Origin of the sequence: Nocardiopsis endophytica, assembly GCF_027706725.1 — a bacterium.
Taxonomy (GTDB): domain Bacteria; phylum Actinomycetota; class Actinomycetes; order Streptosporangiales; family Streptosporangiaceae; genus Nocardiopsis_A; species Nocardiopsis_A endophytica.
On record NZ_JAQFWQ010000148.1, the window covers coordinates 1 to 15,199 of the forward strand.

General features: G+C 75.2%; 20 protein-coding genes. 11 read left to right on the top strand and 9 right to left on the bottom strand.

The annotated features are described in order from the left end of the window. The 4 genes from O4J56_RS29595 to O4J56_RS29610 all read left to right on the top strand — a co-directional run. Nucleotides 1–443, top strand: a 443-nt coding sequence (locus O4J56_RS29595) for an HNH endonuclease signature motif containing protein (RefSeq protein WP_270690367.1), incomplete at its 5' end; no start/stop codon positions are given. A 109-nt stretch (nt 444–552) separates the two neighbouring features. Then, on the top strand, nt 553–2,022 hold the full coding sequence (locus O4J56_RS29600) for a serine hydrolase domain-containing protein (RefSeq protein ID WP_270690369.1): 1,470 nt from the start codon (nt 553–555) through the stop codon (nt 2,020–2,022). 11 nt (nt 2,023–2,033) lie between these two features. Then, nucleotides 2,034–3,017: a sensor histidine kinase gene (locus O4J56_RS29605; RefSeq protein ID WP_270690370.1), complete on the top strand. Its 984-nt coding sequence runs from the start codon at nt 2,034–2,036 to the stop codon at nt 3,015–3,017. Beyond that, complete coding sequence (locus tag O4J56_RS29610; RefSeq protein ID WP_270690371.1) at nt 3,014–3,661, top strand: response regulator; 648 nt, start codon at nt 3,014–3,016, stop codon at nt 3,659–3,661. Before O4J56_RS29605 ends, O4J56_RS29610 begins: the two co-directional genes overlap by 4 nt. Before the next feature lie 12 nt (nt 3,662–3,673). On the opposite strand, the gene O4J56_RS29615 is transcribed toward O4J56_RS29610, so the two are convergent. From O4J56_RS29615 to O4J56_RS29625, 3 genes are read right to left on the bottom strand one after another with little or no spacing between them, the layout of a single operon-like run. Beyond that, nucleotides 3,674–4,213: a GNAT family N-acetyltransferase gene (locus O4J56_RS29615; RefSeq protein ID WP_270690372.1), complete on the bottom strand. Its 540-nt coding sequence runs from the start codon at nt 4,211–4,213 to the stop codon at nt 3,674–3,676. Then, nucleotides 4,210–4,767, bottom strand: coding sequence for a helix-turn-helix domain-containing protein (locus O4J56_RS29620; RefSeq protein WP_270690373.1), 558 nt, complete (start codon nt 4,765–4,767; stop codon nt 4,210–4,212). Before O4J56_RS29620 ends, O4J56_RS29615 begins: the two co-directional genes overlap by 4 nt. 40 nt (nt 4,768–4,807) lie before the next feature. After that, nucleotides 4,808–5,230, bottom strand: a complete 423-nt coding sequence (locus O4J56_RS29625; RefSeq protein WP_270690374.1) for a hypothetical protein — start codon at nt 5,228–5,230, stop codon at nt 4,808–4,810. A gap of 115 nt (nt 5,231–5,345) precedes the next feature. On the opposite strand from O4J56_RS29625, the gene O4J56_RS29630 reads away from it, so the two are divergent. The 3 genes from O4J56_RS29630 to O4J56_RS29640 are packed head-to-tail and all read left to right on the top strand — an operon-like array spanning nt 5,346 to nt 7,389. Further along, complete coding sequence (locus O4J56_RS29630; RefSeq protein WP_270690375.1) at nt 5,346–6,311, top strand: ring-cleaving dioxygenase; 966 nt, start codon at nt 5,346–5,348, stop codon at nt 6,309–6,311. Next, nucleotides 6,308–6,937 (top strand): alpha/beta hydrolase, encoded by a 630-nt coding sequence (locus tag O4J56_RS29635; protein ID WP_270690376.1) that lies wholly within the window; start codon nt 6,308–6,310, stop codon nt 6,935–6,937. Before O4J56_RS29630 ends, O4J56_RS29635 begins: the two co-directional genes overlap by 4 nt. Further along, nucleotides 6,934–7,389, top strand: a complete 456-nt coding sequence (locus O4J56_RS29640) for a MarR family winged helix-turn-helix transcriptional regulator (protein WP_270690377.1) — start codon at nt 6,934–6,936, stop codon at nt 7,387–7,389. Before O4J56_RS29635 ends, O4J56_RS29640 begins: the two co-directional genes overlap by 4 nt. Nucleotides 7,390–7,438: 49 nt before the next feature. Here the strand turns inward: O4J56_RS29640 and O4J56_RS29645 are convergent, their stop codons facing one another. Continuing rightward, on the bottom strand, nt 7,439–8,221 hold the full coding sequence (locus O4J56_RS29645) for an SDR family NAD(P)-dependent oxidoreductase (protein WP_270690378.1): 783 nt from the start codon (nt 8,219–8,221) through the stop codon (nt 7,439–7,441). An 87-nt stretch (nt 8,222–8,308) separates the two neighbouring features. On the opposite strand from O4J56_RS29645, the gene O4J56_RS29650 reads away from it, so the two are divergent. Further along, complete coding sequence (locus tag O4J56_RS29650) at nt 8,309–9,157, top strand: helix-turn-helix transcriptional regulator (RefSeq protein WP_270690379.1); 849 nt, start codon at nt 8,309–8,311, stop codon at nt 9,155–9,157. A 9-nt stretch (nt 9,158–9,166) separates the two neighbouring features. On the opposite strand, the gene O4J56_RS29655 is transcribed toward O4J56_RS29650, so the two are convergent. The 5 genes from O4J56_RS29655 to O4J56_RS29675 all read right to left on the bottom strand — a co-directional run bounded on the left by O4J56_RS29655 (nt 9,167) and on the right by O4J56_RS29675 (nt 13,371). Then, nucleotides 9,167–9,721: a maltokinase N-terminal cap-like domain-containing protein gene (locus tag O4J56_RS29655; protein WP_270690380.1), complete on the bottom strand. Its 555-nt coding sequence runs from the start codon at nt 9,719–9,721 to the stop codon at nt 9,167–9,169. A gap of 3 nt (nt 9,722–9,724) precedes the next feature. Next, a complete protein-coding gene (locus tag O4J56_RS29660) occupies nt 9,725–10,816 on the bottom strand; it encodes an MFS transporter (RefSeq protein ID WP_270690381.1) in 1,092 nt (363 codons plus the stop codon). Between the two features lie 157 nt (nt 10,817–10,973). Then, nucleotides 10,974–11,522, bottom strand: a complete 549-nt coding sequence (locus O4J56_RS29665; protein WP_270690382.1) for a methylated-DNA--[protein]-cysteine S-methyltransferase — start codon at nt 11,520–11,522, stop codon at nt 10,974–10,976. 1 nt (nt 11,523) lies between these two features. Continuing rightward, nucleotides 11,524–12,981, bottom strand: a complete 1,458-nt coding sequence (locus tag O4J56_RS29670) for a DNA-3-methyladenine glycosylase 2 family protein (RefSeq protein ID WP_270690386.1) — start codon at nt 12,979–12,981, stop codon at nt 11,524–11,526. Nucleotides 12,982–13,089: 108 nt separating this feature from the next. After that, nucleotides 13,090–13,371 carry a hypothetical protein gene (locus O4J56_RS29675; protein WP_270690383.1) on the bottom strand — a complete coding sequence of 94 codons (282 nt, stop codon included), beginning with the start codon at nt 13,369–13,371 and terminating at the stop codon, nt 13,090–13,092. Nucleotides 13,372–13,464: 93 nt separating this feature from the next. Between O4J56_RS29675 and O4J56_RS29680 the strand changes: the two genes are divergently transcribed. From O4J56_RS29680 to O4J56_RS29690, 3 genes are all read left to right on the top strand, one after another. Then, nucleotides 13,465–13,881, top strand: coding sequence for a cobalamin B12-binding domain-containing protein (locus tag O4J56_RS29680; protein ID WP_270690384.1), 417 nt, complete (start codon nt 13,465–13,467; stop codon nt 13,879–13,881). A 55-nt stretch (nt 13,882–13,936) separates the two neighbouring features. Beyond that, entirely contained in the window at nt 13,937–14,746 is an 810-nt protein-coding gene (locus tag O4J56_RS29685) for a sulfite exporter TauE/SafE family protein (RefSeq protein ID WP_270690385.1), read from the top strand. A gap of 266 nt (nt 14,747–15,012) precedes the next feature. Continuing rightward, nucleotides 15,013–15,199 (top strand): ATP-grasp domain-containing protein (locus tag O4J56_RS29690; RefSeq protein WP_333563832.1); only part of this gene is annotated, 187 nt, incomplete at its 3' end.

The following is a 15,199-nucleotide window of genomic DNA, read 5'->3' on the forward strand; positions in this document are numbered from 1 at the left end:
CCCTGCAGGGCGAGGAGGGCTCCGAGCCCGCGGTGAGCGACCGCGACCGGGTCCTTCCCGGCTCGGTGGCCCGGGCCTTCGCCACCGATTCGCTGCTCCGCCGGGTGGTCACCGACCCGGTGAAGGGCGTGGTGGACATCGGGCGGGCCCGGCGGACCTTCCCGACGCGGATGCGGGAGGCCCTCGCCGCGAAGGCGGGCACCTGCCAGTGGGAGGGCGGGTGCTCCGTCCCGGCCCGCTGGTGCCAGGGGGACCACCGCACCGAGTGGTGGGAGGGCGGCACCACCTCGGTGGGCAACGCCCAGCTGCTGTGCGGGCGCCACAACCGGGAGAAGCACATGCTGCGGTTGAAGGCCCACTACCGGGCCCACCGGGGCGGTGACCGGGGGGCGGGCGCCGGGGAGTCCGACGACGATGACGGGTCCTGGTCCCAGGCGGCATAGGACCTCTATGACTTTCGTCGGGGGTGGGTCTGGAAGGCCGGCCGATGCCTGGCTGACCTGGTGATTCGTAGCGTCTTGGGTGTCCGGAAGACCTGTGTGGGGAGATCTGGTGCGCAAGACGCTGACACGACTGTTGCCCGCCGTGGGGCTGATCGCCGCGACGGCGGTGGTCTGGGCCCCGGGGGCCCACGCGGACGGAGGCGGGGCGGAGCCCTCCGCAGCGCCCTCCGCAGAGCCCCCCGCAGCGCCTTCCGCGGAGGAGTTCGCCTCGTACGCGGAGGAGGCCTTCGCGTCCAGCGGGCTGCCGGGGCTCGCGGTCGCCGTGACGCACGGGGACGAGGTCCTCATGGCGGAGGGGTACGGCACGGATTCGCGTGGGGAGCCGATCGACGAGCACAGCCCGATGCGCCTGGCGTCGGTGACCAAGTCGCTGTCGGCCTACGGGGTCATGAACCTGGTGGAGCAGGGGGAGATCGACCTCGACGCGCCCCTGGTGGAGCAGCTGCCCGAGTTCACGATGGCCGACGGGCGGGCGGAGGAGATCACCCCGCGCCAGCTGCTCGACCAGACGTCGGGGCTGTCGGACCGGAGCATCGACATCGCGGACCTGGAGGAGTCGGAATCGCTGGAGGACTACGTGTCCCGGCTGGAGGACGACTCCCTGACCACCGACCCCGGTGCCGAGTGGGCGTACTGCAACGTCAACTACAACATCGCCGCGCGGCTGGTGGAGGTCGTCACCGGGCGGAGCTACGACGACTACATGAAGGACGAGGTCTTCGGGGCGCTCGGGATGGAGGAGACGACCCTCAGCGCGGAGGAGTCGGATCCGGCGAACGGGCGCAACGGGCTCTTCGGGATGTGGATCGAGCGGGAGGAGATCGACGGCTTCCTCGACCACAGCGCCTCGGGAGGGGCGGTCTCGACCGCGTCGGACATGGGGCGCTGGCTGGTGTCGCAGACGGGGGAGGGGCCGGTCTCCCAGGACGGCCTCGACGCCATGCGCACGGCGAGTGAGGTGGGGGACTACGGCCTGGGGTGGGGCGTGGACGAGACCGAGGGCGGCCGAGGGCTCGTGTCCCACTCGGGCAACCTGTTCACCTCGTACGCGGCCCACGGTGTCGTCCCGGAGACCGGGTACGGGTTCGCGGTCATGGCGGACAGTGCGCTCCTGACCGACGACACCTACACGATCATGGAGGGCCTCATCGCGATCAGCGAGGGGCGCGACCCGGTGCTTCCCGAGGGGGACGGCGCGTACCAGTGGATCCTCGGAGGGATCACGCTGCTGGCGGCCGGGCTGGGCGTGGTGGGCGTTGTGCGCTCGGGGAGGTGGGCGGCGGCGCGGGCGGCGCGTCCACTGTGGGTCGCCGTGCTGCGGTGCCTGCCCTTGGCGCTCCCGGTCGCGCTGATGGCGGGGTACCGGGGGGTGATCACGGTGCTGACCAACGGCCGGCACGTGACCTGGGAGCAGCTGACGTATTTCTCGATCCCGCTCACCGTGGCGGTGTTCGCGGCCGGGCTGGCGGGGCTGGCCGTCATCGCCGCCCGGGTGTTCGGCCTGGTGCGGGCGAAATAGGATCGCTGCTCGTGAGGAAGCTGGGGAGTGCGGCGGCCCTGGCCGCGGTGGTGGCGGTCTGCGTGGTCAACGCGTTGGGGACGGTGCAGCTGCCCGCGTGGCGGCAGGGGCTGTTCCTGGTGCTGCTGGTGGCCGCCTACCTGCACGGCAGGCGGCTGCCGCAGTCCCATGGGCCGTGGATCCTGGCGGCCGGCCCGGTGGCGGGGCTGGTCGTCATGGCCGTGGTGGAGTTCTCCGAAGGCACCACGGTGGTGTTGTGCACGCTGGTCTTCGTGGCGCTGCCGTGGACGATCGGGCGGTTCCGGGGGCAGCAGGCCGCGCTGGTCGCGGCCCAGCGGCAGCGGGTGGAGGCGTTGGAGCGCGAACGGGAGTCGGTGGAGGAGAAGGCGCGGTTGCGCGAGCGGGCGCGCATCGCCTCGGACATGCACGACTCCCTCGGGCACGACCTGGCGCTGATCGCCTTGAGGGCCGGGGCGCTGGAGCTGTCGCAGGGGTTGTCGGAGGCCGACCGGGAGGCCGCGGCGGCGCTGCGGAGCCAGGCGGTGGAGGCGACGGACCGGCTGCGCGGGACGGTGGCGATGCTGCGGGGCGGTGCCGCCCCGGTGTCGCCGCACGAGGAGGGGGTCGAGGCGCTCGTGGAGCGCGCGCGGGAGGCGGGGCTGGACGTGCGGTTGTCGTCGGCGCCGGTGCGGGGTGATCAGGACGTGCAGTGGGCCGTCCGCCGCATCGTGAAGGAGGCGTTGACGAACGCGGCGCGGCACGCCCCCGGGGCCCCGGTCGATGTGGAGATCGAGGACGGGGGCGGTGTGGTCGGCGTGGTGGTCTCCAATGAGCTGCGGGAAGGTGAGCTGCCGGGTGCTCCCGCGATGACGGGCGGCAGCGGCCTGGCGGGTCTCGCGGAGAGGGTGCGGTTGCTCGGCGGTGCGCTGCGGGCGGGGGAGGAGGGCGGGCGGTTCGTCGTCGCGGCCCGCCTCCCGGTGGAGGAGGACCGGTGATCCGGGTCCTGATCGCGGACGACGAGCCGATGGTCCGGGTGGGGGTCCGGGCGATCCTGGAGACCGACGCGGGGATCGCGGTGGTCGCCGAGGCCGGGGACGGGCGCGAGGCGGTGGCGGCGGTGCCGGCGCACCGTCCGGACGTGGTGCTGATGGACATCCGGATGCCGCGGATGGACGGCCTGGAGGCCGCCGCGGAGCTGCGCAGGGTCGCCCCGGAGGTGAGGACCGTGGTGCTGACCACCTTCGACGAGGAGGAGTACGTCGCGCGGGCGCTGGAGGAGGGGGCGGCGGGGTTCCTGCTGAAGGCCTCGGACCCCAGGGAGCTGACCGTGGCCGTGCGGGCGGTGGCCGACGGCGCGGCGTACCTGTCGCCGCGGATCGCCCAGGGGGTGATCGCCCGGCTGCGGGAGGGCGGGATGGCGCGGGAGCGCCGCGCCCGGGACCGCCTGGACGGGTTGACGCCGCGGGAGCGCGAGGTGTTGGCCCTGGTGGGGCAGGGGTTGACCAACCAGGGGATCGCCCGGCGGCTGCACGTGTCGGAGGGGACGGTCAAGGCGCACGTGAGCGCGATCCTGGTGGAGCTGGACGTGGGCAACCGTGTGCGCGCGGCGATCCTGGCCCATGAGGCGGGGCTGGCCTGACCGCGTGTCGGCTCACCGCCCCGGCCCCGTGTGGGCCGGGATCCGCTTGTAGTAGATCCTGGTGCCCTGGAGCTCGCCCTTCGTGTCGGCGGCGAAGTCGGGGATGACGCCGACGGGGGTCCACCCCGCCCCGCCGTAGAGGCGTTCGGCGGGGCCGCCGACCTCGGTGTCGAGCACGAGCAGGCTCACCCCGGCCTGGGCGGCCCCCTCTTCGACCGCGTGGAGCAGCGTCCGGCCGAGGCCGCGTCCGCGCGCGTCGGGGTGCACCATCACCTTGACGACCTCGGCCCGGTGGGCGCCGTTGGGCATGGGGGCGAACGCCAGCCCGGCGGTGCCCAGGATGCGGCCGCCGGGTCCGGGGGCGGCCCACACCTGGAGGCTTCCGTCGTCGACGGCGGGCCGGCGGGAGCGCCACCATGCGGCGGCCTGCGCGGTGTCGATGGGGGCGGGGAAGCCGACCGAGGCGCCCGCGGCGACGGTCGCGGTGAGCAGGTCGGCGAGGGCGTCGATGCTGTCGCCGAAGGCTTTCGGGGTGAGGACCACGGCGGTCATGGGCGCACCAGCACCACGGCGTAGCGGACGGGGTCGGGGCCGGGGCAGCGGAAGCGTGTGGGACCCCACAGGCGGAAGCGCAGGCAGTCGCCCTCTTGGAGCCGGTGGTCGGTGCCGTCGGCGGTCAGGTGCAGCTCGCCGGAGAGGATCCACACGTGCTGTTCGAGGCCGGGGACGGGCGGTTCGGGGTAGGCGATGTCGGCGCCGGGGCGCAGTTCCCCCTGGACCATCTCGGCGCGCAGGGAGGGGTGGGGCGGGGAGACGGTGCGGCGGTCGAACCCGGTGGCCTCGTCCCGCCAGACGTCCTGGTCCTCGGCGCGGACGAGCCGCGGGGGCTCGGGTTCGGCCTCGGCGAGCAGCTGGGAGGGGGTGCGCCCGTAGGCGGCGCCCAGGGAGCCGAGCAGGGCGGCGGTGGGGCTGATCTCGGCGCGCTCGATGCGGGAGAGCGTGGAGCGGCTGATGCCGGTGGCGCCGGCCAGGGCGTCCAGGGACCACCCGTGTTCGGTGCGGAGCGCGGCGAGCCGCCGCGCGAGGCGGGCGTCGAGGTCTCTCATATTCGGGAAGATATCCCGTATGTGGGATGAAGGGAAGGGGTCAGCCCTCGTCCTCCAGGAGGCCGTCGATGAGGTCGCCGAGCACCAGTGCGCGCTCGGCGCCGGTCATCGCCTCGAGTTCGTCCAGGGCCGCGGCGGTGTCCACGCGGTCGCCCGAGCGCGAGCCGATGATGCACAGCAGGGCGATCTCCCGGGTAGGGGAGGTCAGGAAGCGCACCTCCGTCGGCGGGGCGAGGTCGTGCAGCGAGGAGGGGTAGCGGGAGTGCCGGTCGCGCCACTGTGCCGCGCGCTTGAGGGCGAAGCCGTGCAGGAGCGAGGCGAACACCTCGGGCGTGGCCAGGACCTCCTCCTCGGAGTGGGTGCGGCAGTCGGCGCAGTTGGCCAGCTCGGCCTTGAGCAGGCGCCGCGCCGAGGGGTGGGCGACGTGCTCGGCGTTGAGCTTGCTGGGGTGACGGTGCGCCATGCGGCACAGGGTAGTGCCGGTGCACGTGCAGGTGGCGCGTTTCCCGGGGAATGTAGTTGAATCTTGAACTGTTTTTCCGGGCAAGGACCCATCCGCCCGTCCCAGGAAGGCCCACATGGACGTGAGACCGAGCGGCATCCACCACGTGACCGCCATCGCGAGCGACCCGCAGGCCAACGCCGACTTCTACCTGAACGCGCTGGGCATGCGGCTGGTCAAGCGGACGGTCAACTTCGACGCGCCCGAGACCTACCACCTGTACTACGGCGACCGGGCGGGCAACCCCGGCACCGTGATGACCTTCTTCCCATGGCCGGGCGCGCCCAAGGGCCGCCTCGGCGCCGGGCAGGCCACCACCACCTCCTTCGCGGTGCCCGAGGGGTCGCTGGGCTGGTGGGCGCGGCACCTGGCCGCGCTCGGGGTGGAGGCCGACCGGCCCACCGAGCGCATCGAGGAGGACGTGCTGTCCCTGCGCGACCCCGACGGCCTGGTCGTCGAGCTGGTCGCGAGCGCCGACACGCACGACACCGACCCCTGGGACGGCGGGGCGGTCCCCGCCGAGCACGCCATCCGCGGCATCCGGTCGGTCACCCTCACCGAGCACGACCTGGACGGCACCGCCGGCATGCTCGGGGGAACGCTGGGGTTCGCGCCGGTCGCCGAGGACGGGCCGCGGGACCGGTTCCGCACCGGCCCGAGCACCGAGGGCGTGGGCACCATCGTGGACGTGCTGGCCGACCCGAGGGCCGAGCGCGGGCTCGTCGCGGCCGGGACCGTGCACCACGTCGCCTACCGCGCCCCGGACGGCCCCACCCAGGAGGCCTGGCGCGGGTCGCTGGCCGACGGCGGCGTGGACGTCACCGAGGTCCGCGACCGCTCCTACTTCACCTCCATCTACTTCCGCGAGCCCGGCGGCGTCCTGCTGGAGATCGCCACCGACGGCCCCGGGTTCGACTACGACGAGCCGCTGCTGCAGCTCGGAAGGTCGCTGCGGCTGCCGCCGTGGCTGGAGCCGCGCCGCGAGGAGATCGAGCGCCACCTGCCCGAACTGGTGGTGGCGGACCCGGGGGAGGCGCTGTGAGCACGCAGGATCTGGGCCTGGTCCACGTACTGGAGCAGGGGCGGCCCGGGGCGCCGGTCCTGCTGCTCCTGCACGGCACCGGCGCCGACGAGCACGACCTGCTCGGCCTGGGGCGGGCCCTTCACTCCGGGGCCACACTGTTGTCACCCCGGGGCACGGTGGACGAGAACGGCGCCGCCCGCTGGTTCCGGCGGCTGCGCGAGGGCGTGTTCGACGTCGACGACGTGGTGGAGCGCGCCGCGGGCCTGGCCGGGTTCGTCCGGCGGGCCACGGCGGCCTACGGGCTGGACCCCGCACGCATCGTGGCGGCCGGGTTCTCCAACGGCGCCAACATCGCGGCCGCGCTGCTGCTCCTGCACCCGGGGCTGCTGCGGGGCGCGGCGCTGTTCGCGTCGGCGGCCCCGCTGCAGGGGCGCGATCCGGGGGAGGCCGACCTGTCGGGGACGGACGTGTTCATGGGGGCGGGGACCGCCGACCCCGTCACGCCGATCGACCAGGCACGGCTGCTGGCCGGCCAGCTCCGCGACCGGGGCGCCGCGGTGGAGGTGCGCGAGCACCCGGGCGGCCACGCGCTCCCGCCCGCGGTGGCGGGGGCCGCCCGGGACTGGCTGGCCGGGCTACGATGACCGGCATGGACACGGTGGAGTGGCTGAGCGGGCACGAGCAGGGCGTGTGGCGGAGCCTGCTGCGCGCGCAGTCGCGGATCGAGTCCGAGCTCGACCGGGACCTGCAGCGCGCGAGCGGGCTGAGCCTGGTCGAGTACGGCATCCTCGTGTCCCTGTCGGAGGCCGAGGGCGAGCGCATGCGGATGCGGAACCTGGCCGACAGCGTCATCGTCTCCAAGAGCCGCCTGACCCACCAGATCACCCGCCTGGAGCGGATGGGCTACGTGCGCCGCGAGCCGTGCACGGACGACCGCCGGGGGTACTGGGCGGTGCTGACCGCAGAGGGCGGCGCCGCCTTGGCGGACGCCGCCCGGGGCCACGTGGCCAAGGTGCGCGAGCGGGTGTTCGACCGGCTCACGCCCGACCAGGTGAAGGTGCTGGGTGAGGTCATGGGGGCGTTGGAGGAGCCGTAGAAGGCGCGCGGACGGGCGGGTGCGCTCGGCCGCCTGTCCGCGCGGGCACTTAGGCGAGCATCCCGCCGTCGACGCGCAGGACCGTCCCGGTCACGTAGGACGCCCGGTCGCTGAGCATCCACGCCGCCGCCTCGGCGACCTCGGAGGGGTCGGCGGCGCGGCCGAGCGGTGTGCGCGCGTTCAGGTGCTCGATGACCCCGGGGGACGCGGCCTCCCAGTCCCGCAGCAGCTCGGTGAGGGTGGTTCCGGGCGCGATCGCGTTGACCCGGATGCCCTCGGGGCCGAAGGTGCGGGCGGCCGACTCGGTCAGGCTGTTGAGCGCGCGCTTCATCGCCCCGTAGGCGGGCAGCTCGGGGTTGGCCATGAGCGACCCGACGCTGGAGGTGTTGACGATGGCCCCGGTCCCGGCGGTGGCGCGGATGGCGGCCACCTCGGCGGACATCGCCCGCCAGGGGCCGCGCAGGTTCACCCGGTACACCAGGTCGAGCACGTCGTCGCCGGTGGTGTCCACGGGGCCGGGCGGCTGGCCCGCCGCGCCGTTGTTGAAGGCGCCGTCGAGCCGCCCGAAGAGTTCGGCGGCGCGGTCCGCGGCGGCGCGCACGGCGTCGGCGTCGTCCAGGTCGCACAGCGCGTACTCGGCGGTTCCGCCCTCGGCGCGGATGTCGGCGGTGACCGACGCGAGCTGTTCCTCCGTGCGGGCGGTGAGCAGCACGCGGGCGCCCTCCCGGGCGAAGAGCCGTGCGGCGGCCGCGCCGATGCCGCGGCTGGCCCCGGTGATGAGCAGGGCCTTGCCGTCGAGGAGTCCGGTGGTGGTCTTCGTGGTGTCGTCCATGGCTTCGACCGTGCCCTGGGCCCAGGCGGGTAGCCAGGCACCGGCGGTACCTGGCTGAGCGGTGCGGCGGTGGAGCACACTCGGTGTGTGGACAGACGAGAACTGGGCTCCTTCCTGCGCAGCCGCCGTGAGCGGATCTCCCCGGAGGAGGTGGGGCTGCCCGCGGGGCGGCGCCGCCGGACGCCGGGCCTGCGGCGGGAGGAGGTGGCCCGGCTGGCGTTCATCTCCCCGGAGTACTACACGCGGCTGGAGCAGGCGCGCGCCCCGCGCCCCTCGCGCGAGGTGCTGGCGGGGGTGGCCCGCGCGCTGCGGCTGTCGGACGCCGAGCGCGACCACATGCACCACCTGGCGGGCTCCCCGCCGGGGCCGCCGCCGGGCCCCTCCCGCGAGGTGCGGCCGAGCATCCTGGCGCTGCTCGAGCGGCTGCCGAACGCGGCGGCGATCGTGCTGTCGGCGACCTACGAGGTGATCGCCTGGAACGCGCTGGCCGCCGCGCTGCTGGAGGACTTCTCCGCGGTGCCGCCGCGCGAGCGCAACCTGCTGCGGCGGTACTTCCTCGGGTCGGGGCGGGAGCTGTTCAGCGCGGGCGCCGACGGGTTCGCGGGCTCGGCGGCGCGGCGGCTGCGCGCGGCGGCCGCGCGCTACCCGGAGGATCCGGAGGTGGCGGGGCTGGTGCGGGAGCTGCTGGAGGGCAGCGCCGAGTTCGCCGGGCTGTGGGCGTCGCACGACGTGTGCGCCCGTCCGGCGCTGTGCAAGACGCTGCGGCACCCGGTGGTGGGCCCGGTGTCGGTGGTGTGCGACGTGCTCGACATCGCCGACCGGGACCAGCAGGTGGTGATCTACACGGCGGAGCCCGGCACGTCGTCGGAGGAGGCGATGCGCCTGCTGTCGGTGGTGGGCACCCAGCGCATGGGCGCCCCGGAGCGGCAGGGGTAGCGGCCCCGGTCAGCCGGAGGCGAGGACGCCCCGGCCCCGGGCGCCGCCGGGCATCGTCCAGACGCCGGTGACGTGGCCGTTCGCCCCCTCGGGCGGCGCGTCCGCCGGGATCCGGTGCACCCGGGGCCCGGACACGGCTGTGCCGACGCGGACCTCGACGTCCCGGGCGACGGTGTCGCTCACGCTCTGCTCCTGGGCCTGGACCCGGCCTTCGAGCAGCGCCGTGAGCTGGGCCACGGCCACGGGGTCGCGCAAGGCGTCGTAGACCCAGCGCGTCCCCAGGACGCCGTGCTCCATGGTGCCGAGGAGGGCGTTCTGGGCCCCGTCGAGCGGGGCGCCCCGGTAGGTGAGCGGGACCAGGTAGGCGGTCGGGGCGGGTCCGGACGCGTCGGCGACCACCATGAACTCGATCCCGACCTCGCCCTCCGGGTCGTCCAGGCGGAAGCCGCCGGCCTTGGAGAGCTCCGGTGCCCCCTGCCCGCGGTACCAGGGCCGGGAGGGGAGCCAGCCGGTGAGCAGCTCCAGCTTGGTGGGGTGCAGGGAGGTGCGGTGGATCTCGGCCATGCCTCATCCTGCCATGGCCGCCGAGACCGCCACCATCGCGAGGCCTCCGGCGGCGGTGACGGCGGTCTTGGCCGCCCCGGAGGCCAGCCCGGCCGCGTCGGGCGGGGCGGCCTGCTGGACCGCGATCAGGGCCAGGGCGTTGGCGGTGCCCAGGACCAGCCCGCACGCCGTCAGGGCGGCCGCGACCAGCGGGACCGAGGGCAGGGCGCCGAGCGTGGCGAGCAGGCCGGCGCCCGTGCCGGTGAGGGCGGTGAGCACAGGGAGCGGCCGCGCCGCCGCGCGGCCCGCGAGTGGGCCGCCCGCCGCGACGGCGAGCGCGGGTGCGGCGAAGACGAGCCCGGCCGCCGCCGCGTCCAGGCCCCAGGCCCGCTGGAGGGCGAGCGGCCCGGTGAAGAGCCAGACCACGGTCGCGGCGTTGGCGGCGGCCCCGAGCGCGGCGGCGGGGGCGGCGGCGCGCAGCACCCGGATCGGCCGGGTGCCCGGCGGGCGCCGTGTCGGGCGCGGGTCCGGGGACGGCTCCCGGACGGCGAGGGCGGCCCCGGCAGCGGCGGCGGCCAGGGGGACCACCGCCCAGAAGACCCAGGGCCACCCGGCCAGGGAGGTCAGCGCCCCTCCGGCGACGGGGCCGGCGGCGGTCGCCAGTCCGGCCGCGCCGAGCGCGCGGCCCGTGGCGCGGGCGGCCCGCCCGGCGGGCGCCGTCCGGGCGATCAGCGCCAGCCCGGAGGGCATCACCAGGCCGCCGCCCAGGCCCTGGAGGGCGCGGAAGGCGATGAGGCCCGCCGGGTCGGCCGCCAGCGCGCACAGGACCGACCCGGCGGCGAACGCGGTGAGCCCCGCGAGCAGCACCCTGCGGTGGCCGACCCGGTCCCCGGCGCCGCCGCCGGGCACCATGGCCGCCCCGCAGGCGAGCAGGTAGGCGGCGACGGCGGCGGGGAGCCGGTCGGCGGCCATCCCGAGGTCGGCGCCGATGGACGGCAGGGCGAGGTTGAGGGCGAAGGAGTCGAACTGGACGCTGAACGCGCCCAGCCCGAAGGCCCAGACGGCGGGCCGGTGGTGCGCGGGGCGCGAGACGTGCGAGAGGTGCGGGTGGTGCATGGGAAGGGTCCCCGTCGTCAGCGGATGCGGGCATGGCGGAGCCTTGCCGAAACGAGGATTGAGAGCCCGCGCGGATGGGCGGCGGTCTGCGGCCGCACCGGGTCTGAGGAGAGGAACGCGCTCAGCGCGGGGAATCCGGTGGTCCGGATGGGGACGGCTATCTCAGGCGGATGCCTTCGAGGCGGAGCAGGCGCTCCTTGCGCTCGAGGCCTCCACCGTACCCGACCATCGCGCCGTCGGCCCCGATCACCCGGTGGCACGGGATCACGATCGACAGCGGGTTCCTGTTGTTGGCCGTGCCCACGGCCCGGGACGCCCCGGGCGCCTCCAGCGCCGCGGCGATGTCGCCGTAGCTCACCGTCGTCCCGTACGGGATCGCCGTGAGCTGCCGCCACACCCTGAGCTGGAACGGGGTCCCCCGCGGGGCCAGCGGGACCGAGAACTCCCTCAGCTCCCCCGCGAAGTAGGCGTCCAGCTCCTTCACCGCCGTGCCGAAGGCGTCCGGCGCGTGCTCGGCGCCCTCCGGCGGCGCGGCGGGGGACATGTGCACCCCGGTCAGGGCCTCGCCGTCGCTCAGCAGGAGGAGGTCGCCCAGCGGGGAGGCGGTCACCGTGTAGCGGACCGGTCCCGCCGACGGCTCGCGCAGGTCGGCGGGGGTGCCCCAGCGCGGTCCCGCGGGAGGCAGGTCGAAGGGCAGGGGCTCCATGTCAGTCCTCGCTCTCGTGGCCGTCCCAGGCCCACAGGTAGTGCGTGGCATAGGAACGGTACGGGCTCCACGCGCGCACCGCATCACCGCCGGGAGGCCCGCCCAGGCGCTCCAGCGCCCTGCGCACGCCCAGGTCCCCGGCGAGGAGGACGTCCGGGTCCCCGAGGGCCCGCATCCGGATGTAGTCGGCCGTCCAGGGCCCGATCCCGCGGATCGCCAGCAGCCGCTCCACCGCCTCCTCGCGGTCGGCGCCGGGCCCCAGGTCGACGGCGCCGGACGCCAGCGCCTCGCAGAGCGCGACCAGCGCCCGCCCGCGCGAGCGCGGCATCGGCAGGTCGGCCGGGTCCGCGGCGGCCAGCACCTCCGGGCGCGGGAACGCCCGCACCAGCTCCCCGGCGGGCGCCGGCAGCGGCTTGCCGTACCGCTCGGCCAGCCGCCCGGCCGCCGTGCGCGCCGCCGCCACGGACACCTGCTGGCCCAGCACCGCCCGCACCGCGTACTCGTCGGGGTCGGCGGCGCCGGGGGCGCGCAGGCCGGGCAGCGCCCGCACCGCGGGCGCCAGCAGCGGGTCGGCGCCCAGCACCTCGGCCACCGCGCCCGGGTCGGTGTCCAGGTCGAGCAGGCGCCGCAGCCGCTCCACGGCGGTGCCCAGGTCGCGCAGGTCCTCCAGGTGCAGCCGGCAGGGCAGGTGCGGCGGCCCCGGCGCGGCGCCCGGGGCCAGGTCGACCTCGGCGACGCCGGTGCCGTGCGGCAGGTCCAGCACCCGGCGGTACCGGTCGCCGCGCACCTCCTCGACCCCGGGGACCGCACGCGCCCCCAGGAACGCGCGCATGTGCGCGTGGGCGATGGGCGCGCGCAGCGGCAGGCGCAGCCGGGCCCCGTCGGCGGGGGCCTCGGACCGGTGCGGCGAGCGCTCCCGCATCTGCCTGGGCGTGCGGTCGAACACCTCGCGCATGGTGGAGTTGAACTGCCGGATGCTGGCGAACCCCGCGGCGAACGCGACGTCGGAGACCGGCATGGAGGTGGTCTCGATGAGCACCCGCGCGGTCTGCGCGCGGCGCGCCCGGGCCAGGGCGAGCGGCCCCGCCCCCAGCTCGTCGGTGAGCAGGCGGTTGAGCTGCCGTTCGCTGTAGCCCACGGCCGACGCGAGGGCGGGCACGCCGCCCCGGTCGACCTCGCCGTCGGCGATGAGCCGCATGGCGCGGCCCACGGCGTCGGCGCGCGCGTTCCACTCCGGCGACCCGGGGGAGGCGTCGGGGCGGCAGCGCTTGCAGGCGCGGAACCCGGCCGCCTGGGCGGCGGCGGCCGATCGGTGGAAGCGGACGTTGGCCCGCTTGGGGACGGTGGCCGGGCAGCTGGGGCGGCAGTAGATCCCGGTGCTGGTCACCGCCACGTAGAACACGCCGTCGAACCGGGCGTCCTTGCTTCGGATGGCCCGGTAGAGCTGGTCGTCGTCCATGTCCGCGATGGTCACGTCCCCATTGTGCGCCGGGTGCGGTGGGAGGGACCGGCGGATTTCGGACACGGACGTGCGGCGGGGGAGGCGCCCTGTCCCCCCTTCCCCGGGTCAGCCGCCGTGCTCGCTCAGGTAGGCGATGTACAGCGGCCGGAGCGCCTCCTGCACCTCCGGGTCGCCCTCCGCGGACAGGGCCTCGCTGACCCGCGCCGACGCCGTCGCGATGCCGGCCTCGCTCGCCTCCAGGTGGCCCGCGGCGGCCTCCGCGGCGGGGATGCTGCGCAGCAGCCGCCAGAAGAACTGCACGTCCCAGCGGTGCTTGGCGAGCGCGAACGCGCGCTCGCGGAGCTCGTCGGTGCTGAGCCGCTCCAGGCGGTCGAGGTCGTCGGCCATACCGGACAGATACCCGCGACCCGGTGCGTTCAATTGCGAGTGACCTGCGTTACGCTGCACACACGGTGCCGGAGATCGCGGGAGGTACGTGGCATGGGTGCGTCATCGGCGGTTCGGGTCGTCATCGCCAAACCGGGGCTCGACGGCCACGACCGGGGGGTGAAGGTCGTCGCCCGCGCCCTGCGCGACGCCGGGGTCGAGGTGATCTACACCGGCCTGCGCCAGACCCCGGAGATGATCGTCGGCGCCGCCCTGCAGGAGGACGCGGACGCCATCGGCCTGTCGGTGCTCTCCGGCGCGCACATGACCATCTTCGCGCGGGTCGTGGAGCTGCTGAAGGAGAACGACGCCACCGACGTCAAGGTCTTCGGCGGCGGCATCATCCCCGAGGAGGACATCCCGGAGCTGGAGCGCCTGGGCGTCGCCAAGATCTTCACCCCGGGCGCCACCACCGCCGCGATCGGCGACTGGGTGCGCGGCAACATCCACGCGGTGCACGCCGCCGGATGACGGGGCGGGGGCGGGGTCCGGGTGGCCCCGGTCACGTCCCTACACTTGTGGGCTCGTGCTCTCCGATGCCCTGCCCGCGCTCTCCGACGTCCCCCCACAGCTCCTCGCCCTGCTGCTGGCCGCCGCCATGGCGGCCGGGTGGGTCGACGCCGTCGTGGGCGGCGGCGGGCTGCTCCTGCTCCCCGTCCTGCTGGTGGCGTTCCCGAACGCGCCGGTCGCCCCGCTCCTGGGCACCAACAAGCTGACGGCCGTGTTCGGCACCGCCTCGGCGGCCGCCGCCTACGCCCGCAAGGTGCGGCTGCGGCACCGGCTGGTGTGGCCCGCCGCCGGGCTGGCGCTCCTGGGCGCCGGTGCCGGGGCGGCCCTGGCCGGGGCGATCTCCTCGGACGCGCTGCGCCCCATCGTCATGCTGGTGCTGGCGGCGGTGCTGGTCACCGTCATCGTGCGCCCCGCCCTGGGGGCCTCGGCCGACACCGCGCGCTTCACCCCGCGCCGGATCGCCGCCGCCGTGCTGGTCGCCGGGGCCGGGGTGGCCTTCTACGACGGGCTCATCGGGCCCGGCACGGGCACCTTCCTGATCATCGCGTTCACCGCGGTCACCGGCATGGACTTCGTGTCCGCCTCGGCCTCGGCCAAGATCGTCAACACCGCCACCAACGTCGGCGCGCTGGCCGTGTTCGCCGCCAACGGCGACGTGCTGTGGGCCATGGGCCTGGCGCTGGCCGCGTGCAACGTCGCCGGGGCCCAGATCGGTGCCCGCATGGCGCTGCGGCGCGGGGCCGGATTCGTGCGGGCGGTGCTGGTCGTGGTGGTGGCGGCGCTGCTGGCGAAGCTGGCCTGGGAGTGGCTCTCCGGGGTGCTGTGAAGGGCGATGTGACGGGTCACACGAATTCTCACGGCATCCCCTGGCAGTGGCCCGGTGGGATTCCTCTCGAAACCGTGCTTTGACTGGTCACCGGCCCCCCGGTGGCAGCTCGCAAGCCCCGGGAGGACTAAGCTTCCGCATGTTGCGGATGGAATCATCAAAGGAACTTACAACGCGGACCTGCGGGCGATGGTTCCCGCCGGCCCGCTGCGAGTGACACGCCTCCGCAGACCACTGCAGCCAGCGAGTAACAAGGACGGACCCTCGTGGACCTGTTCGAATACCAGGCGAAGGCGCTCTTCGCGGAGCACGGGGTCCCGGTACCCCAGGGAAAGGTGGCGAGCACGCCCGAAGAGGCGCGTGCCATCGCCGATGAGTTCGCGGCGGCAGGAACGTCCCGCGTCGTCGTCAAGGCGCAGGTCAAGACCGGCGGCCGCGGCAAGGCCGGCGGGG